General features: G+C 34.6%; 15 protein-coding genes. 7 read left to right on the top strand and 8 right to left on the bottom strand.

All coding sequences use genetic code 11. The annotated features are described in order from the left end of the window. The first annotated feature begins 36 nt into the window (after positions 1-36). On the top strand, positions 37-1,407 hold the full coding sequence (locus tag F5ESL0263_RS04325) for an MFS transporter (protein ID WP_122035122.1): 1,371 nt from the start codon (positions 37-39) through the stop codon (positions 1,405-1,407). A 113-nt stretch (positions 1,408-1,520) separates the two neighbouring features. Here F5ESL0263_RS04325 and plsY read toward each other — a convergent pair whose 3' ends face one another. Further along, positions 1,521-2,156 carry a glycerol-3-phosphate 1-O-acyltransferase PlsY gene (gene plsY / locus F5ESL0263_RS04330; protein WP_046306861.1) on the bottom strand — a complete coding sequence of 212 codons (636 nt, stop codon included), beginning with the start codon at positions 2,154-2,156 and terminating at the stop codon, positions 1,521-1,523. Between the two features lie 97 nt (positions 2,157-2,253). Here plsY and parE point away from each other — a divergent pair, with 97 nt between their 5' ends. From parE to F5ESL0263_RS04350, 4 genes are all read left to right on the top strand, one after another. After that, entirely contained in the window at positions 2,254-4,212 is a 1,959-nt protein-coding gene (parE, locus tag F5ESL0263_RS04335) for a DNA topoisomerase IV subunit B (protein WP_074425371.1), read from the top strand. Between the two features lie 13 nt (positions 4,213-4,225). Beyond that, positions 4,226-6,679, top strand: a complete 2,454-nt coding sequence (parC, locus tag F5ESL0263_RS04340) for a DNA topoisomerase IV subunit A (protein ID WP_122035124.1) — start codon at positions 4,226-4,228, stop codon at positions 6,677-6,679. A 140-nt stretch (positions 6,680-6,819) separates the two neighbouring features. Next, positions 6,820-7,755 carry a LysR family transcriptional regulator gene (locus tag F5ESL0263_RS04345; protein WP_122035126.1) on the top strand — a complete coding sequence of 312 codons (936 nt, stop codon included), beginning with the start codon at positions 6,820-6,822 and terminating at the stop codon, positions 7,753-7,755. A 59-nt stretch (positions 7,756-7,814) separates the two neighbouring features. Next, on the top strand, positions 7,815-8,744 hold the full coding sequence (locus F5ESL0263_RS04350) for a manganese-dependent inorganic pyrophosphatase (protein ID WP_122035128.1): 930 nt from the start codon (positions 7,815-7,817) through the stop codon (positions 8,742-8,744). A 78-nt stretch (positions 8,745-8,822) separates the two neighbouring features. Here the strand turns inward: F5ESL0263_RS04350 and F5ESL0263_RS04355 are convergent, their stop codons facing one another. Both F5ESL0263_RS04355 and F5ESL0263_RS04360 read right to left on the bottom strand, forming a co-directional pair. Continuing rightward, positions 8,823-9,182 carry a helix-turn-helix domain-containing protein gene (locus F5ESL0263_RS04355; RefSeq protein ID WP_046306868.1) on the bottom strand — a complete coding sequence of 120 codons (360 nt, stop codon included), beginning with the start codon at positions 9,180-9,182 and terminating at the stop codon, positions 8,823-8,825. Between the two features lie 1,667 nt (positions 9,183-10,849). Then, complete coding sequence (locus tag F5ESL0263_RS04360; RefSeq protein ID WP_158593020.1) at positions 10,850-13,720, bottom strand: AMP-binding protein; 2,871 nt, start codon at positions 13,718-13,720, stop codon at positions 10,850-10,852. Positions 13,721-14,192: 472 nt separating this feature from the next. On the opposite strand from F5ESL0263_RS04360, the gene xerS reads away from it, so the two are divergent. Next, complete coding sequence (gene xerS / locus F5ESL0263_RS04365) at positions 14,193-15,278, top strand: tyrosine recombinase XerS (RefSeq protein ID WP_122035132.1); 1,086 nt, start codon at positions 14,193-14,195, stop codon at positions 15,276-15,278. Between the two features lie 17 nt (positions 15,279-15,295). On the opposite strand, the gene F5ESL0263_RS04370 is transcribed toward xerS, so the two are convergent. The 3 genes from F5ESL0263_RS04370 to F5ESL0263_RS04380 all read right to left on the bottom strand — a co-directional run bounded on the left by F5ESL0263_RS04370 (position 15,296) and on the right by F5ESL0263_RS04380 (position 17,343). Continuing rightward, positions 15,296-15,931 carry an NUDIX hydrolase N-terminal domain-containing protein gene (locus tag F5ESL0263_RS04370; protein WP_122035134.1) on the bottom strand — a complete coding sequence of 212 codons (636 nt, stop codon included), beginning with the start codon at positions 15,929-15,931 and terminating at the stop codon, positions 15,296-15,298. Positions 15,932-15,980: 49 nt separating this feature from the next. Continuing rightward, positions 15,981-16,856 carry a DegV family protein gene (locus F5ESL0263_RS04375; protein ID WP_122035136.1) on the bottom strand — a complete coding sequence of 292 codons (876 nt, stop codon included), beginning with the start codon at positions 16,854-16,856 and terminating at the stop codon, positions 15,981-15,983. A gap of 73 nt (positions 16,857-16,929) precedes the next feature. After that, the gene (locus F5ESL0263_RS04380) at positions 16,930-17,343 is read right to left on the bottom strand and encodes a MarR family winged helix-turn-helix transcriptional regulator (RefSeq protein WP_046306873.1); all 414 of its coding nucleotides are present in this window, start codon (positions 17,341-17,343) and stop codon (positions 16,930-16,932) included. A gap of 351 nt (positions 17,344-17,694) precedes the next feature. On the opposite strand from F5ESL0263_RS04380, the gene F5ESL0263_RS04385 reads away from it, so the two are divergent. Beyond that, the gene (locus F5ESL0263_RS04385; RefSeq protein ID WP_122035138.1) at positions 17,695-19,383 is read left to right on the top strand and encodes an NFACT family protein; all 1,689 of its coding nucleotides are present in this window, start codon (positions 17,695-17,697) and stop codon (positions 19,381-19,383) included. A gap of 46 nt (positions 19,384-19,429) precedes the next feature. Here F5ESL0263_RS04385 and F5ESL0263_RS04390 read toward each other — a convergent pair whose 3' ends face one another. After that, positions 19,430-22,606, bottom strand: coding sequence for a carbamoyl phosphate synthase large subunit (locus tag F5ESL0263_RS04390; RefSeq protein WP_122035140.1), 3,177 nt, complete (start codon positions 22,604-22,606; stop codon positions 19,430-19,432). A gap of 2 nt (positions 22,607-22,608) precedes the next feature. Continuing rightward, on the bottom strand, positions 22,609-23,664 hold the full coding sequence (locus F5ESL0263_RS04395) for a carbamoyl phosphate synthase small subunit (RefSeq protein WP_074425354.1): 1,056 nt from the start codon (positions 23,662-23,664) through the stop codon (positions 22,609-22,611).

The raw sequence follows: 23,664 nt of genomic DNA on the forward strand, positions 1-23,664 counted from the left end.
AAGAGTCAAAGTTTAGTGCTAAAGAAGGAAAAATTAATGACAAACAATAAGAAACTCATAGGAGCAATTATTGCAGTTGGAGTCCTGAGCTTTTTGGGAATTGTAATTGAAACTGCGCTAAACATCGCTTTTCCGCAGTTAATGAAGCAATTTGCAGTTTCAGCAAAAACTGTTCAATGGCTAACTACGGGATATATGCTTGTTTCAACGATTATCATCCCTTTTGGTTCATTTTTGCGTAAAAGGTATCGAGCAATCGCCTTATTTAGAGTTGCGGTTATTTCTTTTTTGATTGGAACAATCATAGCAGGATTTACAAGTAGTTTTGCGATGCTCTTGGGTGGTCGTCTCCTACAAGGAATTGCAGATGGAATTGGTCTACCATTAATGTTCTCCCTGATATTAGAGCAGGCGCCAAAAGAGAAGGTTGGAACTTTAATGGGTATCGGAACATTAGTTATTGCCTTTGCACCTGCTGTTGGTCCTGCATATGGTGGTCTTATTTTGAACTATTTACCATGGCAAGCCTTATTTATTTTAATTATTCCAATAATCATTATTACCTGGTTATTAGGAGAACGAAGTATTGTTCAGGTCAAAAAACCAGTTCATGTACCATTTGATTTCCAAGGTGGAGCTTTTTTAAGTGTATTTTTGGTGTCGACTTTATGGTTGCTACTTGATTTAACTGACCAGCAATTTGGCTTAAGACAGATTGTTTTACTGCTTGTTGCGCTAATTAGTTGCTTAGTCTTTGTTTATTGCGAACAAAAGAGTGATCATGCTGTAATCAAACTAGCTCTTTTTAAAAGTGTGCGTTTTGATGGCTTACTAATTGCCTTTTTCTTATTGCAATTGATTTCGCTATGCCTATCTTTTTTACTTCCCAACGTTTTGCAAACAGCATTTGCACAGACAACTGCAAATACTAGCCTGCTTATCCTTCCCGCCGCAATTACAGATGCTATTGTTGCAGCGTTAGCTGGCATTATTTACGATAAAACTAATCCGCGTCTGCCAATAATTTTGGGTGTAATTATTATTTGCTTTAGCTTTGTAACAGCAAATTTCAATGTGGCATCGGTTTCTATCATAGTGATTAGTTATGTAGTTTTTATGATCGGCTTGGGGTTGAGCTACAGTAATATTATGACGTTTAGCTTAGCAAAGCTTGAAAATGAGGAGTCTAATGACGGCAATGTGATTTTTATGACGGCCCAATCTTATTCTGGTGCAATGGGAACAGCTATGGCAGCATCACTTTTGACTTGGGGTCAAATTCAAAGTAAGGATATTGTTGATGGAGCACTTGCCGGTCTAAAATTAAGTTTTGAGGTGCTTTTGCTAATCTCGGTTATTGTGGCTGTACTTTGTGTAGTTAGTTTAATTGATGTTAAGCGAAAGTAGGATATCTTTTTCCTGCAAAAAGATGCCAAAATATTCCGTTGCGAACTTTTGTTCTTATAACTATAATAAAATAGCTAGCAAATAGTTGCTAGCTGTATTTATTCACTTAGTGTTTATAACTTGTTGTGTTTTTTCTTGTACCAATACCATAAACCGAAAGGAATAATGTTTTCTTGATGGTTAATTAATCGCTTAATATTGCTGCGATGCCGGATAAAAAGTATAACCATAATGCAGCCAACGATAATTTCAAGGAAAAGGTCATGAAAAAAGAAAGTGCTAATAAAAATTAGGACAACTGCAATTAGACTGGCTAAACTCACATATGAAGTAATGAAAACAAGGGGAAGAAAGATTAGGGCACAAACGCCGAAAAACTTTAGGTTGTAACCTAAAAAAAGACCGGCACTTGTTGCAACTGCTTTACCACCCTTAAATTTTAGAAAAATTGAAAAAGTGTGACCTAGAATTGCTAGGCCACCAGAAATTAATAGTAAGTATTTAGGACCAGCAATATGAAATAGACGTGGCAAGTTAGTAGCTAAAGTTCCTTTTAGAACGTCAACTACTAAAACAAAGCTCCCGGCAAAAGGACCTAAAACTCGAAAAGAGTTTGTGGTACCAATGTTGCCTGAACCATAGTCACGAATGTCTTCAGCAAAAAATATTTTTCCGATAATTACCCCAGTGGGGAAGGAACCTATTAAGTATGCTAGAATAAATACCAGTATTAATTTTAGATTTATCATTTATATCCTGCTCTCTTAAAGTCTAAGGCTATTTTATCAAAGATTACTTGGCTTGAGGATTAAAATATATAAATGATTGAAAACTGGAGGAATTTATTTGGCTAAAACAAATAAAAACGCAAATTCTTACGATGATTCATCGATTCAGATTCTTCATGGTTTAGAGGCTGTTCGTAAGCGTCCAGGAATGTATATTGGATCAACTGATATTCATGGCCTGAACCAACTAGTTTACGAAATTGTCGATAATTCTGTTGACGAAGCAATGGCCGGATACGGTCAGGAAATTGATGTTACAATTCATCAAGATAACAGTGTCACCGTGCGCGATTTTGGACGTGGCATGCCTACTGGGATGCACAAATCTGGTCGCCCAACAATTGAAGTTATTCTGACGGTTCTTCATGCTGGAGGAAAATTCACTGAACAGAACTACAAGACATCAGGTGGTTTACATGGTGTCGGTTCTTCGGTAGTTAATGCTTTATCCAGTTATATGGATGTAAAGGTTGTTCGTGATGGTGTTGCGTATGAAGAAGAATTTAAAGACGGTGGTCATCCAGTAGGTACTTTAAAACGTTTAGGTAAAACTAAAGAAAAAACAGGAACCTGCATTACCTTTAAGCCAGATGAAACAATTTTTTCTACTATTAAATATAAGTACGAAACAATTCAAGAACGAATTCGTGAATCTGCTTTTCTATTAAAGGGTGTGCGCTTTGTTTTAACTGATGAGCGCGAACCACAGCATCATGATGATTTTAAGTATGATAATGGGATTGAGTCCTTTGTATCCTACTTAAATGAAGGTAAAGAAACCCTTAATGATGTCTTCTACTTTGATGGTAAGCAAGACGAAATTGAAGTTGAATTCAGTGGCCAATACAGTGATAGTTATTCAGAAAACTTAGTTTCGTTTGTCAATAATGTGCGGACTGCTGACGGTGGTAGCCATGAAGTGGGTGCTAGAAGCGGATTTACTCGCGCGTTTAATGACTATGCTAAAAAGCAAGGCCTACTAACCAAAAAAGATAAGAACATTGATGGCTCTGACTATCGTGAAGGTTTAAGTGCTGTTTTGTCTGTCAAGATACCTGAAGAGCAGCTAGAGTTTGAAGGACAGACCAAAGGTAAACTAGGTACACCTCAGGCAAGATCCGTTGTAGATGCGATTGTTTACGAAAAAATGTCGTACTATTTGATGGAAAATGGTGAACTAGCTCAGGAACTGGTCAAAAAGGCACAGCGAGCAAGGGATGCACGTGAAGCAGCCAAGAAAGCTAGAAACGAAAGTCGTAATGGCAAGAAACGTCGTAAAAAAGAAGTTCTATCTGGGAAGCTAACACCAGCGCAATCTCGCAATCCTAAGAAAAATGAACTTTTCCTAGTAGAGGGAGACTCAGCCGGTGGTTCTGCTAAGCAAGGCAGAGATCGTCGTTTCCAAGCAATTTTGCCTTTACGTGGTAAGGTTTTAAACACCCAAAAAGCTAAATTACAAGATATTTTTAAAAACGAAGAAATTAATACTATGATCTATACCATCGGAGCCGGTGTTGGTGCCGAATTTAAAGTCGAAGATTCTAATTACGACAAAGTAATCATTATGACGGATGCCGACGACGATGGAGCTCATATTCAAATTTTGCTATTAACCTTCTTTTACCGCTACATGAGACCGATGATAGAGCACGGTAAAATTTATATTGCATTGCCCCCACTATATCGTTTACAAAAAGGTCGCGGGAAGAAAGCTCAGGTTAAATACTCCTGGACTGATGAAGAACTTGTAAATGATGAAAAGGAAATGGGTCGTGGTTATTCCCTGCAGCGTTTCAAAGGTCTTGGTGAAATGAATGCAGAACAGCTATGGAACACTACAATGGATCCAGAGACTAGAATGCTGATTCGCGTTAAGATTGATGATGCTGCACTAGCTGAGCGCCGAGTAACTACTTTAATGGGTGACCAAGCAGAAGCTAGAAGAAATTGGATTGAGGAAAACGTCAAATTTAGATTAGGCGAAAATGCTTCAATTCTTGAAGAAGAAAATGAATAGAGGGGTTTAATTAATGGCTACAAAAGAACGAATTCGTGAAATGCCACTTGAGCAAGTCATGGGTGAACGTTTTGGAAGGTATTCTAAATATATTATTCAAGAAAGAGCCTTACCTGATATTCGTGATGGCTTGAAGCCCGTACAAAGAAGAATTTTGTACGCAATGTACCAAGATAATAATACTTATGATAAGCCGTTTAAAAAAGCTGCTAAGGCGGTTGGTAATATCATGGGTAACTTTCACCCTCACGGTGACAGCTCTATCTATGGCGCGTTAGTCCACCTTTCTCAAGATTGGAAAATGCGTGAGCCGCTAATTGAAATGCACGGTAATAATGGTTCAATGGACGGTGATGGTCCTGCAGCCATGCGTTATACGGAGTCTCGTCTAAGCAAAATTTCCAATATGCTTTTGGAAGATATTGATAAAGATACTGTCAATATGGTGCTTAACTTTGATGATACTGAATATGAGCCGACAGTTTTACCTGTACGCTATCCCAATTTACTTGTTAATGGTTCAACAGGTATTTCTGCTGGTTATGCTACAGAAATTCCACCACATAACTTATCTGAAGTAATTGATGCGACTATCTATCTCTTGAAGAATCCTGATGCAACACTTGATGATTTAATGAAGTTTGTTAAGGGACCAGATTTTCCAACTGGAGCGATTGTTCTTGGTAAAAAAGGTTTAAGAGAAGCATATCAAACTGGCCGTGGTCGTATTCAGGTTCGTGCTAAGTCAACAATTCAAGAAATCCGTGGGCATCGTGAAGAAATTATCATTACAGAGATTCCTTATGCAGTAAATAAAGCTTTACTCGTCAAAAAGATGGATGAAATCCGTCTTAACAAAGAAATTGATGGTATTGCAGAAGTACGTGATGAGACTGATCGTCATGGTTTATCCATTGCGATTGAACTAAAAAAGGGTGCAGATGCGCAAAACATTTTAAACTACTTGTTCAAGAACACCGAATTACAAGTTTCCTATAACTTCAATATGGTTGCCATTGATCATATGACGCCAATGCAAGTTGGGTTGAAGCATATTCTTTCTTCATACTTGGAGCATGAAAAAGATGTTGTCATTAAACGGACAAAGTATGACTTGAATAAAGCAGAAGCACGTCTTGAAATTATTCAAGGTCTGATTCATGCGATGGATATCTTAGATCAAGTAATTAAGGTTATCCGTGCATCTAAGAATAAGACTGAAGCTAAGAAAAATATTTCGGAGCAATTTGATTTTACTGAGCGTCAAGCTGAAGCAATCGTTTCTCTGCAACTGTATCGCTTGACCAATACCGATGTTGATGCCTTGGTAGCTGAGCAAGCAGAACTTGATAAGAAAATTGAGCAATATCGCACACTTCTGTCAGATTCAAAGGTTTTAGACAAGGAAATTATTAAAGAACTGTCAGCTGTTAAAAAAGAATTTGGGAATCCACGAAGAACAGAAATTTCATCAGAAACAGCACAAATTAAAATTGACGAAAAGGCATTAGTAGCAGATGAACAAGTTCGTGTATTGATTAGTAAAGACGGCTATTTAAAGCGCTCTTCATTAAGATCATGGCAGTCAAGTGATGATAAAGAAAATGGTCTTCCTGATGGGGATGAAGTCGTATTTGAGAAGACCTTGTCTACGCTTACTTGTCTATATCTCTTTACCAATCGTGGTAATGTGATTTTCCGTCCCGTTAACGAACTAATTGAGACGAAATGGAAAGATACTGGCCAGCACCTATCACAAGAAATAGGTCTAAATAATTATGAACAAATAATTCGTGTCTTTGATTTTGAGCAGTTAGATCAAAAGGTTAACTTCTTAATTGCAACAGATGATGGCTATATTAAGCAGCTACAATTAGCAAACTTACAGCCAACCAGAACATATAAATCGCGAGCAATTACTGCGATTAAAATGAAAAACAATGATAGTAAGGTTGTACGAGTTGACTTGGTTCAACCGGATTCTAAGCAAGAAATAATTTTATTTACTCATAATGCTTATGCAGTTCGCTATGATATTAGTGAAATACCTGAATCGGGTGCAAAGGCCGTTGGAGTTAAATCAGTTAATCTGAAAGATGACGACTTTGTTGTATCTTATGTCTTAATCCAACCTGACTATCTTGATCTAATGCGTGTAGGATTAATTACCCAGAGAGGAGCATTTAAGCAGTTTAAAGCCAATCTGATTAATAAGGTATCTCGGGCCAAAAGAGGAGTTCTCGTTCTACGTGAGCTGAAGAATAATCCACACCGCGTTGTTGCTGTTGCCTCATATGGTCAAGATCATACTTTAATGATTACGACTTCAAGTAAGCGACACATTAAAGTGAATACGAACGAATTTCCACTTGGAGATCGCTATTCAAATGGTTCATTTGTGATAGATACTACAAGTGAAGGTTTACCTGTTAGTTTAAGAATCGGTAACCCACTTAGTTCACGGTAAATAATATTTATACATACACTGTTATTTAATAGAGCTTGCGGCAGTATATTTTGAACTACTCTTTGACATGAAGGGGTTTTTGAACGATAATAGCATATAAATAGAGTTATATTATTGTTAAGATAGAAGGATTAATTTATATGCCTAAAACAGATACAATACTATCAACAAAGTCGTTACATTATTTTTTGCAATTAATCGATACCATGAATTACACTCAGGCGGCGCAAATTTTAGGAATTACGCAGCCAGCCTTAACTCAACAAATTAAAAAGATCGAACATGCAATTGGGACACCTTTATTTGGGCAAATGGGCAAGAAACTCTATCTAACTGAAGCCGGCAAGCAATTACAAACGGGAGCAATTAAGCTTTTAGGAACAATCAATTCTGTTGTTAATGATATCCAGGAGTTTACTCAAGCTGATAAAGGTAATATTTCAATTGGAGTTTTAGACAGTGTTAGTTCTGAGCTATTAAGAAAATTTTTAATTCGTTTCAATCAGCAAAGTCCAGATATCACAATTAACGTTTGTTACTTTAATCGCAAAGATTTGTGGTATAACCTCGATAATAATTTAATAGACTTTGGGTTGTTCTATGTACCTGCAAATATAAAGAAAAGTCAGGTTAATCTGCATAATCAATATGAGTACATGCAGATTTGTGAAGACCGGCTTACAGTATTAACTCATGATCACGAATTAGAAGCAGGGAAGGCTTACCCTTCTTCAAAATTTATGGACAAAAAGTGGGTGGCATATCCAGACAACTTTTACTTAACACAGTTGATGAAGGAAAAATTTGGTAGCAAAATTAATGCTAAGAATGGTATGAAAGTCCCATTGAGTTTTTCTTCAACTGAGCAATTAGTTGAGACTGCGGAAGAAACAAGTTATGACACATTTGTCAGTTCTTCATATTATCAACTGCATAAGAGTGAAATTAATTTAACTCCTGTATATATAGAAGGTACTCCAGAATATTCTGTTTCAATTATTTATCGTAAGGGTAAGATTGACGTGCCACGTATTAAGAGCATTTTAACGGAACTGAAAAAGTTCTTGGACGAATAACTATTATTAGGTAAACTACTAAGTAAAGAGATAAATATAAAAGAAAAAGAGGAAGATTAATGGAAAAAGAGCTAATTTTTGGTCACCAAAATCCTGATACAGATGCAATTGGTACTGCAATTGCATATTCATACCTACAAAATAAATTAGGCTATAATACTGAACCAGTAGCACTTGGTGAAGCTAATGATGAAACTACATTTGCATTAAAGAAATTTGGTTTTGAAGCACCTAGAGTAATTAAAACTGCTGCTAATGAAGTAGATAAGGTAATGTTGGTTGATCATAATGAGCCACAACAAAGTGTTTCTGATATTGACAAAGTGACAGTTACACACGTTGTTGACCACCATAGAATCATGAACTTCAACACAACTTCACCATTATTCTATCTTGATGAACCAGTTGGTTGTACCAGTACAATCATGTATGACTTATATAGATATAATGATATCGAAATTCCTAAGAATATTGCAGGAATTATGCTATCAGCAATTATTTCCGATACTTTGCTATTAAAGTCACCAACTACTACTGATAAAGATAAAAAGGCTGTTGAAGCTTTGGCTGAAATAGCAGGTGTAGATTACCAATCATACGGTTTAGAAGAACTAAAGGCTGGTACAAACATTGCTGATAAGTCTGAAGAAGAGTTAATTGATCTTGATGCTAAGAGTTTTGAACTTAACGGTCAAACAGCTCGTGTGGCTCAAATTAACGTTGTTGATCTTCCTGAGGCAATGGAACGCAAGGACAGCTTCTTGAAGGCAATGGAAGATGCGTCAGAAGCTGAGAACTATGATTTATTCATGTTGCTAATTACTAATGTACTTGATTCAGATTCAAAAGCACTTGTAGTAGGAAATGATAATGCTAAAGCTGCTTTTGAAAAGGCATTTGGCAAAGTTGTTGACTCTGAAATTGACTTACCAGGTGTTGTTTCTCGTAAGAAGCAGGTAGTACCTCAATTAACAGAAGCTTTTGAATAAAAAATTTAAATTAGTAAAACAAAAAACGAGCTAAGTAAAAACTAGCTCGTTTTTTGTTTGATATTTAATTTGAAACAATTATTCTTTATTTATTTCTTTAGCTAAAACAATAAAAGATTTACATACTCGTTCAGCTTTTTCTGGAGACATCTTTCTTAATTCATTAAGAACTTTTTTGATAAATACAGGTGTATTATCATGATGATTTTCGACTTTAACTTCTTTAAAGCGGTAAGCATTCATAATGATGTCTGGAGTAGTAGTGTTCAGGGCTCTAGCAATTGAGTCAAGTTTCTGAATACTAATATTCTGATTCTTAGTACGTTCAAGACGTGAAATGAAGTTAACTGACAAATCGCTTAACTCAGCGAGATCCTCCTGCGTCAGTTTCTGTTCACGTCTACGACGGCATATTTCTTTTCCTAAATTTATACTCATGGAATAAATTCAACCCTTTCAAAAATATAATTCCATCTTCCATAATAACAGAACAATTATAGAATTAAAAATTAAAACAATAAAAATAATGAACAAAACAACTTAACTAATAATGTAGTTAAAGCCACAGATTAGCAAAATTGTTTTTTAACTATACCCCAGATAGTATTGTAGGACAAAAACAAAAAAAAGCAAATAAAAAGGGCTAAAAAAATAAACCTAAAGTGAAGAGATAAAAGCTTGCAAATAATAGTTTAAGCCACCAAAAGAGGTGCTGTCAATGCTATTCAAAATTTCTTTAAGACCAGTTTTTGGACAATTAATAATAATATATAAACTAGAAATAGTAAATACAGAAAGCGCTTTTTATAACCATTTATTTAGTTTCAAAACCAAAAATAAAAATAGTAATGAAGTGGCATCACTGATGCACTTAAATAAATAACATTCAAAAAAGCAATGTGCTAATTCACTAATATATACCGGTTAGAAATTGTCGCTAAAATATAAATCAACCAACTAATTTGATTTTTGTCTGTTTTAGCTTTTTTAAGCATTAACAGGTCATCATTTTAGTTTTTTTAAAATGATTAGTAGGAAAAAAGAAATAAAAAGAAAATTCATTTGAAAAGTAGGACTTATGATTTTTCCATATGCATAACTTCGTATAATATATATTATGTAAAGTTAAATATAAAAAACTGAAGAGAGTATTATTTATCAGTGAGAGTATTACTCAGAGAGTATTACTCATGTATTTAAATTACTAGTACTAGCATCAAACTTTGTTGTTAAGCAAAAGTTTGAGTTCAATTGTCTAAAAAGATCAGTTTAATAGGATCAAAATACTTTGTTTACGGATACTATCTTCTGCTGTGCTGTTAGAGTGATTTTAAGCGCGTTAAAATCATTTTTGCTCGATAACTGATCAAACCCGATTAGTTGATTCGGCAGAATTTTCACTCAATTAAGGTAGAAAAACGATTTTTGAACAAAAGTAGAAAATTGTCGAAATTCACTATTCAGTTAATTATATTTGTAGAGAAATTAGGGCGTTTATTCCTTAAAGGATCCCATATGGTCAAATATTCAATTTGGGTCAAAAAATGAAGTGGTTTAGCTATTTTTTTAGTTGCTATCATTAAAACTATAATTTTAATGATAGGTATAAACGTACACCATTAGTTACTTAGTTAAATTTATTTGAGTTTAACTTGTTTAAAGTTATCAAAACGAGTTAAACTTTTTTATCAAAAGTTCTATCGCGTATTTAAAAAGCTGATCTTAGGTTTAAAGATCAGCTTTTTAAATTTTTCGTAGCAAGTCAAACTGATTCTGCGGTAAAAATGCAAAATGTCAGTTCGATTTTATATACAGATTTGCGGATAAGTTAGAGACGTGAGCAAATGCCTATGCCTAAGAAACCATAGGAAACCACCAATAAAATATACTTTACTTCATGAAATAGATAAAAAATGCCCCTCTCCTCTTGTGTTTTGATAACCTAAAGTTAAATATTCCTTACGCATCAAGCTATATTGATGGTTGAGATGAATTAATTTGTCAGGATGTACTTTATAAATAAATGCTATGTAAAGTAGTCTGACTGGTACTCACTCCCCCATCCTTTTGCTCCCCTAGTTACAAAAGTGGACTAAATAGCCATTTTATTTAAGTCCAGTATTGATTAGACTTATTTTCTTGTCAGCAAGTGTTACTTCATATTTTTCTTTTTGTAGTAATTTACCATATGAAATAGCATAAACATACCCTTGGCTTGAAGTGAGAGTAATATAATTGGGCTTAAAAGGAAGGCTTTTAATTTCCTTTATTTCCTCGTCAAGCGACTTGGTTTCACCGATGTAATTTGGTGCTAAGTTAAGTTTACGCCACTTGCTTGTTAATTTTGGTAAGAATGTCATATTTTGACCTATATGATTAAAGATTGAATAACGAATATCAGTGCCAGTTTGATAAAAAGTTTTCCAGTTGTAATACCTTTTTGTAAATGTAGTAATGGAATCATCCTTTTTTATTAAGAATGGAACAGTAGAATGCAGATCTCCAATAATATTTGATGCGTCAAATCCTGCAAACTTCCGAATATTCAGCGATAATTCTCCGGTGACAGTATCAATTGCTTTTTCTTGAGCAATAACTTTACCTATCAAGAACATTGCTATGATATATGCGTCATCCGCACTAGTCACTTTATGTTTAAATTTAATGATATGAAGAACGTTATCGTCTTTTGTTAAATTTAAATCAGTACTCGTATCAGGAAGTTTAAGCAGTAGTTTTTGCAAATCATTGTTTTTATTAGTTTTTTCAATGTATTGCATAAAGCTAGCAAAAGAACTATCTGGTAATTTTTTAATGTCAAAATTGTTTTCATACACATTTACAAAAACATGCTCTATTAACCGAAGGGACGCAGCATCTATTACGTGATGTGAAAATATCAATCTCAATTCACTTGTTTGCTCATTTATTAGAGCTAAATAGACAGGCTTTCCTACATCACTGTACATTATCTGAGCTAAGTCATTATCACTAATGTTTTCTTGAGCTATATAAATTAATGGATGGGCTTCTTTTACTTTTTTAAAGAAAAGAGAATCATCTTTAAAGAACCAGGCAAACTTTAAGATATCAATTTTTTCGGCTAATTTACAAAAAAGCTGCCTAATTTTTTCGACCTCTTTGGCTGTCACTTCTTTTAGTTTAAAACTAGTATAGATAATCGATTTCTTGTGTTGTCTGAAAAGACTTTGTTGTGATGATGAAGCCATTATTTGTTCGTCGTCATATGTGAATGACAGGTTTTTCATCATATTGGCAAGATTAATTAGATCTGCTTTTAAATTAGATGTAGGAGTTGTAGTTTTTTTATTTGTCTCATTCCTAGCAGCAATAACTAAATTTATTACGTCATTGGATGTAACCAACATTGAAGCCTGAGCCTCATTAATTTTAATATTAAATGTGTGTTCAAGATCTAAAAGCAAGCGTACTAAGTCCAGAGAATCTAAATCAGAAACACGGTTTACATGATACTTGTTTAAAATAGAATCTACTTGAGCCTTTATATCATTATCCTTGTTCCCATCTGAGTTTAACGTGTAATACTCATTAATCATTTTTTCCGTTGCAAATTTACGATTATAGGTATAACTGAAATGATCTACCTTTAAGATAATTGGTTTTATATAATCTGGAAGTTTGGATAAGATTACTTCTTCTTGGTTATTTGAGCTAATATAAAATATATAGATTTTGCCCTTAAAGTACTTTACAACTGCGGATTTGATAGACTCGATTGACGATGCAATTGCCTGAATTTCGCCTAACTCAATACGAATACCATTGACTTCGATTTGATCATCTTGACGATTAAGAAAGACTAATTCATTATCCTGATTCCTAAAGACATTATCGCCAGTAGAATAATATTTATGACCAGCAATTGTTATAAAGCTCTCATTGTTTTTAACTGGATCTAGTAGATAACCTTGTGTAAGACCCTTGCCTCCTATGTAAAGTTCGCCCTTCTCTACTTCTTTTAGTCTGTCCTTATCAAAAATTTTAGCAACGGCCCCATCCAAGGCTTTACCGATTGGAACAAACTCTTGTTCATTTCCAGTTAATTCATGACATGTTGCGTATAATGTGGTTTCGGTTGGACCATATAAGTTAAAAACTCTACATCCATTGGATAAAGTTGTTTTCAATTTGTTGGCCAATGAAATTGGAAAATTTTCTCCTGCAATCATAACGCATTTGAGTTGGAGAAAACATTGGTTATCAGTTATATCCAATAGAGCATCAGCAAATGATGGTGAAAGGGATAGATGAGTAATTTTTTGCTTACTAAGTACAGCCGGAACTTCTCTAATGCTGTACCCCTTTTCTAAACAAACTAGAGTGCAGCCGGTAACAGCGGGAGCTAATATTTCACTTATAGAGACGTCAAAAGAGTATGGGGTTGAAAACAAGAAACTGGAATTTTGATTAATATCAATTAAAGGATAAAGAGTGTCGACAATCCAATTAATATTTTTTTCTGCTAAAAAAACCTTTTTTGGTATTCCCGTACTGCCAGAAGTTGAAAGGATATAAACCGTATCATTATTCTCGAATTGCGGACTTTCTATATTTTGATATGTACAGTCTTCCTTGGAGTCAAAGTCATTAACTTTAATGATTTCTTGCTCTGTTTTCACTGCGAAATCAACTAGTAAGGTGTCAAATTCAACGTCTTCAACACGTTTTACTGCTTCCGGTAATTTTAAAGCAGAAACTAGGGGCATAGGTATCCTACCAGATAACCAAATTCCAAGTACTGTTGGCAGCACAAAGCAAGTATCATTAAGATAATATGCCACTATTTTTGAACCTTGTTTTCGATCAAGCTCTTGAGCAATTTGCACCGCAATATTCTTTATTTCTTTAAAAGTATAATTCCTAGCTTTACTTGTTACAGCTATTTTGGTTGGATTCCTTTCAACCTGCTCTTTAAATTTATTTATTATATACATACACACTACCTGATTTCTTTTTAACATTTGAAGTAATTATATTACTCTCTTAACTAATATAAAAGATATATATTGTAAAAATATTAAAAAAATATTAAGCTATAATATTGACTTTTATATCAAAATAAGTAATGCCTCCTAATGCCTATAAAAGCTTTGCTTTTAGCCGGTTAGTTAAGGCTAACCTTAGTAATGTATTCTTAAATTAATTATGTATTTTTCGATAATGATACTATTCCGATAAGCAGGCGCCTAGCTTTATCTAATAAAATATTACTTATTTAATATTATTATATAATTATATATCAAGTGGATAAATGTGCTATCTAGATAGGCTTTTTTGCTCTATTCAGAAATTTATTATACGAGATTAGCTTCAAATGGTTGTTTTAATCACTCTTTTTAGCAAAAAGACAAACATACATTCCGTTTTTGCTTTATAATGATAAAAAAGCATAGTTAGGAGAACTACGTGGAAACTAAAAAGTACTTAGACCTTATTGAAGAAGAATTGAAGAGAATGCCTGATTTTGTTAAAGAGTATAATTTTGGTACCAATCACTCGTTAGCAACCTCTTACCAATATTTGACTGAAATCAGGCGTTTTTTTGATTGGTTAAGGCAAGAAGGAATATCTGACGCTGAAGACAACCAGCATATTACTACTGATGCTTTGGCTAATCTTCAGCGTAACGACATAATGCTTTATATCAATTACTTGGGGCATGTTAAAAACCAACAGGGTAATTTAAATTCCCCTACTACAATTAACCGTTCAATCAATGCATTGCGCTCTTTATTTAAGTTTTTAACCATCACAGCCGACAATAACAATGGTGAGCCTTATTTCGAAAGAAATGTTATGTTGAAGATTGACTCACTTAACAATACAAAAACGTTAAACTACCGCGCACATATTTTGGAGTCTCACATGTATACTGGTGATTTAAAATATCAGTTTTTGGATTTTATTGATAAAAATTTTGAAAAGCAGTGCAACAAGCATGCCCTGCCATCTTTTAAAATCAATAAAGAACGCGATATGGCAATTATTGCCCTTATTTTAGGAACTGGAATAAGAGTTTCTGAGTGTGCAGGAATTGACTTAGCTGACATCAATTTAAAGAAAGCCACACTTGATGTAACCCGTAAAGGTGGTCAACGAGACAGTGTACCAATTGCAAAGTGGACGATTAAGTATTTGAACAGTTATCGAGAAATACGTAAGAAGCGTTATTTTGCTGATAAAAAGCAGAATGCCTTTTTTCTTACCAGATGGCATGGTCAAACTAAGAGAATTACAACTAATGCAATTGAAAAAATGGTTAATAAATATTCTGCAGCGTTTGGCCATCCGTTAACACCGCATAAATTGCGTCATACGCTTGCCTCCGAACTTTATGGGGTAACTAAAGATCAAGTGCTCGTTGCGCAACAATTGGGCCAAAAAGGCACATCGGCAACAGACTTATATACGCATGTTGACCAAAAGAAACAACGTGATGCTTTAAATGAAATTGCTAATGTTAAAAATCAAAAAGAAAAAAAGCTGGATTAACTATCCAGCTTTTTATGTTAGTCACAAATAACTTGCCAATGCGGATCATGTGCAGCCTTTAAGCACATTTTTACTTCATTTGCAGTAGTACGATTTACTGATAATGGTGGAAGATGATCAACGTCAAAATAATCATATTCGGTCGTTTCAGTGTTTACAACGAATTTACCGCCAAGTTCTTTGCAAAGGAAAAAGACACTGCAACAATTAATTGCACGCTCTACTCTTTTTTGATTATGAACATTAACGGATTTATCAATTAGCGCAATTACTTTTTCAATTTCAACTTCGCGTCCAGCTTCTTCCTTAACTTCTTTGATGCAATTTTCAGTCGTTGTTAAATTAGGATCACACCAGCCACCTGGCATTGACCAATGCTCATCAGTCGTTTCTTTAACAAGCAAGATTTTTTCGTCGTTAAAAATCGCGGCGCGAACTGCTAATTTTGGAGTCTGATATCCATCATCGCTACTAAAGAGTTCTTTTACCTGCTTTATTGGTAAACCGGTCTTAGCAGACATCATTTCTGTAGCAATTTCTCTAATTCTGGTATATCTCTCTAGGTCAAACCGGTCGTGACCGTATGCTAATCCGTCTTGAGCAAGACTTTGAAGTTCAATTGCCCAATTAGTAAATTGATCTCTTTTTTCCATGTTTATTTACCTCAAATTACAAAAGAAGCAGCCTATAAGCTGCTTCTACTTAGCCCAAATCAATCTTATCAATATCGATCATCCAGCCAATTGCAAACGATTTTTCACCTAAGTGCGTAGCAATTACCGGACTAAAGGTAGTGACAGAATAATTCTGGTTAGGGAACACTTTCTCTATCCACTCTTTAGCTTCATTGACCTGCTCACTATCATTTGAATCAATAATGAAAAGCTTGATTTTATCTTTATAAGGTAATTCATCAATTTTTTGAGTGGTCAGCTTTTTAATTCTTGAAAAAGCACGCTTCATTGAGCGAATTTTCTCAAATGCAACGATATTACCGTCCTTAAAAGTTAACAGTGGTTTGATATTAAGCATTGAGCCGATAAATGCACCAGCATTACTTAAACGACCACCTCTACTAAGGTTATTCAAGTCATTAGGAACAAAAATTTCGTCAATTGTGGAACGAATTTTTTCAACTCGTTCAAGAATGGTATCGAGATCTAACCCATTTTTAATCATTCTTGAAGTGGCCAAAACCAAATCACCTTGTAAACGAACAGTCATTCTTGTATCAATTGGATGTAGATTATATTTTGGATGATTCTCCGCAATATTGCATAAAGTATGATAAAACCCAGAAATACCACTGGATAAAGTAATCGCAATGATTGCTTCATAGCCTTCATCATGTAATTCATCGAAAAGCTTAATCATATCGCCAATGCTTGGTTGAGAAGTCTTGGGAAAATCAGCCCCTTGTCTTTGCATTTCAAACAATTGATCAGGTGTGATATTGATATTTTCCAAGTACTCTTTTCCACCTATGATAATTGGAATAGGAACAACAACTATATTGTTTTCTTCAGCTTCTTTTTTAGTAATAACGCTAGTACTATCAGTAACCAATGCAATTTTCATCTAAATAACCTTTCGATTCTAATCTGTACAACATAGATGAATTATAGCATAAAAAAACAAGCGGTTCGACTTTCTATTTAAGTGAATTCTTCTCTGCTTTTTTGACTAGTTTATTAAACATACTATTAAAAACTGAGATATCTTTATCAGAAAAACCAGCAAATAAGTTTGCTTCGATCTCTTTCAAAGAACTTTTGAGTTCTTTGATTTTGGCAATGCCTTTTTCATTAAGAACAACAGTTTTACTAGAATCATTTTCTGAGCGAGTAATAATTACTAATTCAAGTGTTTTTTTCTGTTGTAGCTGTCTGCTCAATGTGGAAAGAGAGATTTTAAGCTTGTCAGCTAGGTCACCCATTTTGAGGGCAGTATTATTATTCTTGCCAAAATATAGCAGAATGCGCGTTTGTGAAAGATTTAAGCCACATTTTTTACTAATAGCTTTTTTGATACTTTCTGCAATTGTACTAAAAGATAAAATGTCCATCTAACTACCTTTTTCTTATAAAGCAACAAATAAAAACAATTTCCTGTTAATTCAATTTGTTAAAACGACCATCAGCATGAATGATATATGCCAAGCTGTGAAACAAATGAACCATATGTAGCAATCAAATTGCTACAAAAGCTGTTATATTATTTTTAGCTTATAGTTATGTAGCAACGATAACCATAAATCTATATTACCAGTATATCTGCTTTTTGCAATAAATAATTTTGTAAGATCCATTAGTTAATATAGTAATACTGGTATCTTATTTTCAGGTTGAGACTACTTTCTTTAGATACTTATTTGTAAATAATTGGTATAATAGAAAGCGTATTTTGAGGTGATATTATGGCATTTGACGGATTGTTTATTCATAGTCTTTTAGAGAGTATTGAACCAGTTTTAACTGGTGGCAGACTCTCTAAAATTTACCAGCCTTTTGATCAGGATCTGGTTTTAACTTTTCGAAAAGAACGAAAAAACTACCAATTACTTATTTCTGCAAACGCGCAGTATCCACGCTTCTATTTAACTAAGCAATCAATAAGTAATCCTGATAAGGCACCTACTTTTGTTATGGTGTTAAGGAAGTATCTTGAAGGATCAGTGCTTCAAGGAATTGATCAAGTTGGCGTAGATCGAATTGTAAACTTGCATTTTAGCAATCGGAACGAGCTTGGCGACCAAGTTAAACTAGTCTTATCGATTGAGTTAATGGGACGACACAGTAATGTTATTCTCTATAATGAACATGATGGTCACATTATTGATTTGCTAAAACGAATTAATCCTGATGAAAATCGGGCTAGAATGTTGTTACCCAAAGCTAAATATGAGCTTCCTCCATTGAATCCTGGTATTAATGGCTTTGAGTTAACTGAAGGTGAATTTAATAAGCAAAAGTCAGTGCAAGAACCGCTAGCTTTTGCTCGCCAAATTGGTGGGCTTGATCGTGATGATAGGAATGAACTAACCGGTTATTTAGAAGATGATTACTCTTACTCATCTTTTTCCACTTTTATCGGTCAATTTGATAAAAGTGGAGCATTCATCTTACAAACTCCGGAGCATAAACAAAAAATATTCTCATACCTCCCCTATCATCTTGACTTAACTAAGGAACGCTCATATTCGGACATTAATGAAGCTCTAGAGGACTTTTATCTTGATCAAGCCAACCAGGATTGGGTTAAGCAAAAATCTGGTCAAATAGAGCGTTTAGTAAAGAATGAGCAAAAAAAGTTGACCAAAAAAATTGGTAAACTAAATAAGCAATTGGATTTGGCTGAAAATTCTGAAGGTTACCGAATTCGAGGAGAAATTCTTAATGCCAACTTAAATCAGGTTAAACCAGGTATGACGAAAATCGAATTACCTAACTATTACGAAAATAATCAGCCGATTGAGATAAAGCTTGATGCTGCTCTTTCTCCTGCTCGAAATGGCCAAAAGTATTTTACACGTTATAAGAAGCTTCGTGATTCAATCAAACACGTCAAGGAACAAATTAAAATTGCTCAGGATAATTTAGCCTATTTTGATTCAGTACAAACTGCAATTGATAATGCTGAACCGCAAGATATTGACCAGATTACAGATGAGCTAACAGCCCAAGGCTATTTGAAAAAGCCACAAAAACAAAAGCGGAAGAAGAAAATATCAGAACGAAATTTGAATAAGTTTAAATTGTCTTCTGGAAAAACAGTCTTAGTTGGTAAAAACAATTATCAAAACGATTGGCTAACTTTAAAGAAGGCAAATAAGACTGACATCTGGTTTCACGTTAAGAATATTCCAGGTTCACATGTCATTTTACAGGACGACGATCCAACTGATAAAGATATCGTGGAAGCAGCTGAAATTGCGGCATACTTTTCAAAAGCTAAAAACTCAGCTCACGTGCAAGTTGATTATGTTCAAGATAAGCGTGTAAAGAAGCCAAATGGTGCAAAACCAGGTTTTGTAATTTATACTGGGCAAAACTCAATAGAGGTAACCCCAGAAGAAGAACGTGTTTTAAGTAAAAGAATAGACTAAAAAAGAGGATAATAATTTATCCTCTTTTTTGCTTAAAGTTAAGTTTTTAAATTGGTTGAGTGGTTAGTGACAATGATTCAAGAACCCTTAAGATTAATTCTGTTGTTTCAATACTTGAAAGTACCGGAATATGAATATTTAAAGCTTCATCTCGAATTCTTGTTGCATCTCCACTAGCTGAATCAGATAAATCTGTAATATTGACTACCATGACAATTTTTCGTTGTCGTATTTTGTCTAACAGGCTGTTTGACTCCGAATGAATTTTACTTACCACTCCGGTAGTAATCCCCGCTTCAGCCAAGCAATTAGCCGTTCCTTCCGTGGCAATTATCTTAAAACCAAGCTGATAAAAGCGTTTAGCAAGCTCAGTCATTTTCTTTTTATCGGCATCACGCACTGACATGAAAATTGTACCAAAACTAGGAATATGAATACCACTTGCTTCGTATCCTTTATAGAGTGCCTTAGACAGTGCAGTATCACGTCCCATAACGGATCCAGAAGATTTCATTTTGGAGTCAAAGGTGTTCTCACTATGATAGTCGATGTATGAGAATACTGGCATTTTAACATAAATGAAGTTATTTGAGTGCCATAAGCCTCGTTCATAATCTAGCTCATTTAAGTTTTTACCAGTTAAAACTTCAGTAGCACATGCTGTAATGTCCTTACCCAATGCCTGGGTTAAAAAAGCAACATTGTGGCCAGCATATGGCTTTATCTGTAACAAATAAACATTGTCTTTAACAATTAAGAAATGGAGTGTAAAAATTCCCCGTAGTTTAATTTGTTTTATTAAATTAGTGGTATATTCAGTCAAACGTTTTTGGTCTCGTGTAGACAGATTCTGTGGCTTAAACACAGCTATTGAATCAGAAGCATGAGAACCACTTTGTTCTAGGTGCTCGATAATACCCGGTATAGCAACATTTTCACCATCTGAGATGGCAGTAATTTCATACTTATTGCCTTCAATAAAATGTGACAATGAAATTTTGGATAACTGATTTTCATTCAAATACTTTTCCAAAGCCGGCTTATCATAAACAACTGCAGATTTTTGCTTTACATCTTGGCTATTGAAACCACCAATTAAAAGTGGAAAATCATTTTCTTCGATAAATTTTTCTCCAGCTTTTTGATCTAAAGTGGTTATCATTTGGGTTTGCCTTAGTGAATCTAATGAAGAATTTAAGACTTGATCAATTCGATCTTTGGGATTAACGTCTCCCGTTCCTAGAATACTCAAGCCATTGTTCATCAATCTTTTTGCTAAGCCACTAATTTCTTTGCCTGAAAATTGAAGGAGAACTTCTTTAATCCCTTCTTTCTCGGCAATATGAACAATATTTTCAACTGTGATAGGTTCAAAATAGACTTTATCAGCTTTTTGATAGCTGGTCGCAACAGATTCGTCATTATTGGAAATAATTACAGTGTCATATTTATTATTATGTAAAGTATCTATTGCATGACTTACCATGTAATCAAATTCACTAGTAACTGATACCTGTGAAGGCAACATTCCAACGATTAGGATTTTCTTTTTTGAATCTAACTGGATTGATTCATCTTGTACGCCGAAAGCACTATAAAAAGCATGCACCTTTGGTTCATAAACACCAGCTGAACCGTCTATTTGCAAATAAGCTGGCTTTAATTGGAGCCGTTCGATTCGCTTCTCTACTTCTTTTAAACTGATTCCAGTTAAATCTGAAATTAATAGGTTGCGAAAACCTCTCTTTTTTGCTTCGATTAACAAGTCGTCAGTAACTTCTTCTTCGGCTAATTGACGACCAAGATGCGCAAGATGTTCAAATTTTTGATAATAGACCGGATGGATGCTGATGATTTTTTGCAATTCCTGGTATGTGAAGCCTTTAGAGATTGCAGCTAATAACTTAATTAAGTGAAGTTCATCAGGATGAAGTAAATCTTCAATTATAGCCTCGTCACTTTTTGCTATTTCTTTACGGAACTCATTAATTGCAATTTTGACATTAACGGTTGAGGCTAAACCTTTTAGAAAAGCTGATTCAAAATTTTGGCCAATTCCGATTGCTTCCCCACTCGCCTGCATTTGACTACCAAGGTGATAATGGTTAGTACCAGACTGAGTTAACGACCAAAATGGCAATCTGATTGCTATTTTATCCTGTGCTGGCTCAATTGCTGCGTTGAGTCCAGACATTGGATCTGTAATTTCATTTAGATGGTAGCCAATAGCTACTTTGCAAACAACATAACCTAAACTATATAAGCCAATTCTTTGTGACCAAATTGCGCTACGAGTTAATCGTGGTTTAATAGACAGGACGCGCACCGCAAAATTGGTACCATCATGTTTGACCGCAAAATGAATGTTTAAAATCCCAACAATGTTCAAATTAGCAGCAATTTTTTTGGCGATTTTTCTCAAAGTTTGGACTTGGTCATTATTAAGCGTTAAAGCAGGCATTACTGCTGCTGAATCGCCAGAATCAATGGAAACGGGTTCAATATTGTCCGCCAAACTAGTAAATAGAACATTGCCATTACTATCTCGGATAATATTGAGAATGATTTCTTCCCAATTAGAAAGATCTTCAGTTAAATAGTAGCGATTTTCAGGGAAATCTTCATTTTGACGCTCTTCTTTAAGATAATCTGCAATATCTTGCGCATTATCAAAAAGCATTTTTTTATCGTCTAAGTATGGCTTTTCCTTAATTAACAGAACAGGATAACTAACTTGTTCTGTTAGTTGTTTTTCAATTTCATCTGCTGTCAGACCCGATAATTTTAAGTATCTGCTGGCTGAAATTCCATTTTTAGTTAAAAAAGCGGTCATCTTCTCTTCTGTATTAACTTGAAGAGTCTGTTCATTGATTGTCAATAGCCGAATACCCATTTGAGTTAGAATGCCATCACTTACCAATTCACGAGTGACTTTTATTCCCATCGTGGAGCCATAAGCTGAGATAATGGCACTCGGCTCTTCCATCCGGATAATTCGTTTTAAGAAATCTAGTGTCATAGGTTCCAAATAGGTTGTCACTTTAGGCTTTTTGTCAGTTGAAACTGTTGCAGGGTTTGGATTTACCAGAACAACCTGAATATCATCTTCAACTAGTGCTTTGATTGCGTCGCTAATTAAAATGTCGGTTTCAGAAACACTACCAATTAAGGTGGGCCCTGATCCAATGATGAGTACTTTATTTAAATCATTATCTAAAGGCATAATTACACCATCATCTTTATAAAACTGTCAAAAATTTCCAGTGCATCTAGACTACCAGGAGCCCCTTCTGCATTAAAAGCGGTAGCAATTACCTTTTCTTTTTTACTACTAAAACCAGCTATTAGATTACTATGTAAATCAAGATATGATTGGTCAAGTTCTAGTTGAATGCTAGCAGGTGCGACTAACTGGTCAATATTCATTGCAGTTTGCCAAATTTTGTTTGAATGTTGCTCAATTACTGGAAAATTAGTTCCATTGTAAGTCCTGGATAAATTGACAAGTTCAAAATTTAAATAATCACTCAACGCCAAAAAGCCTAAGCCAATTCCCCATAATGGAGATTTACCATAAAAGGCTTCAAAAATAGGGCTGAGAGTAGGACTAACTTCTTCAACTTTACCGGGACCACCTGAAACAATGATACCGTCTGGCCGCAAATTTTTAATATCAGGTACAGAAACATCATATGGTAAAACGGTTGCGTTTATTTTTCTCAAAGATAATTCGCGCAGCATTGAATGCTTCAAACCCAAATCAATGATTGCTACAGTCTTACCAACATTTGGTACAGCATACGGATTTTTAGTAGAAACACTTGCAGACTTATTCTTTGGTAAAACTAATGCTTTGATCTGATCAAAAGCATGTTCATCGTCAGTATCCATAATTGAAGCTTTAATTGTTTTTTCTTTAACTAAGCGATGGACAAGAGCCCTGGTATCAATATTCGAAATTGCAGGAATATTTTTTTCCTTTAAAAAAGAATCAAGATCTTGAAAATTTTCACTATCAGAAATATTTTTAGCCACATCGTTGACAATAATGCCTTTTACTGTGGGATTAATACTCTCATAGTCAATAGCATTAATTCCGTTACTTCCAATCATAGGTGTAGTAAAAACCAGAATCTTACCGGCATTGGTCGGATCTGTTAACGCTTCTTGATATCCAAAGTTGCTCGTTTGAATTGCTAATTCACCAGTTGAAATAATTGAGGCGCCAAAGCCTTCTCCAGCAAATGAACTACCATCTTCAAGAATTAAAAATCGCTTCAT

Origin of the sequence: Lactobacillus sp. ESL0263, assembly GCF_003692845.1 — a bacterium.
Classification (GTDB): Bacteria; Bacillota; Bacilli; order Lactobacillales; family Lactobacillaceae; genus Lactobacillus; species Lactobacillus apis.

What these genes read in the sequence shown, in the direction of transcription:
- F5ESL0263_RS04360 (WP_158593020.1), bottom strand. Translation starts at nt 13,720, where the DNA reads ATGTATATAATAAATAAATTTAAAGAGCAGGTTGAAAGGAATCCAACC.
- plsY (WP_046306861.1), bottom strand. Translation starts at nt 2,156, where the DNA reads ATGATAAATCTAAAATTAATACTGGTATTTATTCTAGCATACTTAATA.
- F5ESL0263_RS04370 (WP_122035134.1), bottom strand. Translation starts at nt 15,931, where the DNA reads ATGGAAAAAAGAGATCAATTTACTAATTGGGCAATTGAACTTCAAAGT.
- F5ESL0263_RS04345 (WP_122035126.1), top strand. Translation starts at nt 6,820, where the DNA reads ATGCCTAAAACAGATACAATACTATCAACAAAGTCGTTACATTATTTT.
- F5ESL0263_RS04350 (WP_122035128.1), top strand. Translation starts at nt 7,815, where the DNA reads ATGGAAAAAGAGCTAATTTTTGGTCACCAAAATCCTGATACAGATGCA.
- parC (WP_122035124.1), top strand. Translation starts at nt 4,226, where the DNA reads ATGGCTACAAAAGAACGAATTCGTGAAATGCCACTTGAGCAAGTCATG.
- F5ESL0263_RS04355 (WP_046306868.1), bottom strand. Translation starts at nt 9,182, where the DNA reads ATGAGTATAAATTTAGGAAAAGAAATATGCCGTCGTAGACGTGAACAG.
- F5ESL0263_RS04390 (WP_122035140.1), bottom strand. Translation starts at nt 22,606, where the DNA reads ATGCCTTTAGATAATGATTTAAATAAAGTACTCATCATTGGATCAGGG.
- F5ESL0263_RS04375 (WP_122035136.1), bottom strand. Translation starts at nt 16,856, where the DNA reads ATGAAAATTGCATTGGTTACTGATAGTACTAGCGTTATTACTAAAAAA.
- F5ESL0263_RS04385 (WP_122035138.1), top strand. Translation starts at nt 17,695, where the DNA reads ATGGCATTTGACGGATTGTTTATTCATAGTCTTTTAGAGAGTATTGAA.
- F5ESL0263_RS04325 (WP_122035122.1), top strand. Translation starts at nt 37, where the DNA reads ATGACAAACAATAAGAAACTCATAGGAGCAATTATTGCAGTTGGAGTC.
- F5ESL0263_RS04380 (WP_046306873.1), bottom strand. Translation starts at nt 17,343, where the DNA reads ATGGACATTTTATCTTTTAGTACAATTGCAGAAAGTATCAAAAAAGCT.
- F5ESL0263_RS04395 (WP_074425354.1), bottom strand. Translation starts at nt 23,664, where the DNA reads ATGAAGCGATTTTTAATTCTTGAAGATGGTAGTTCATTTGCTGGAGAA.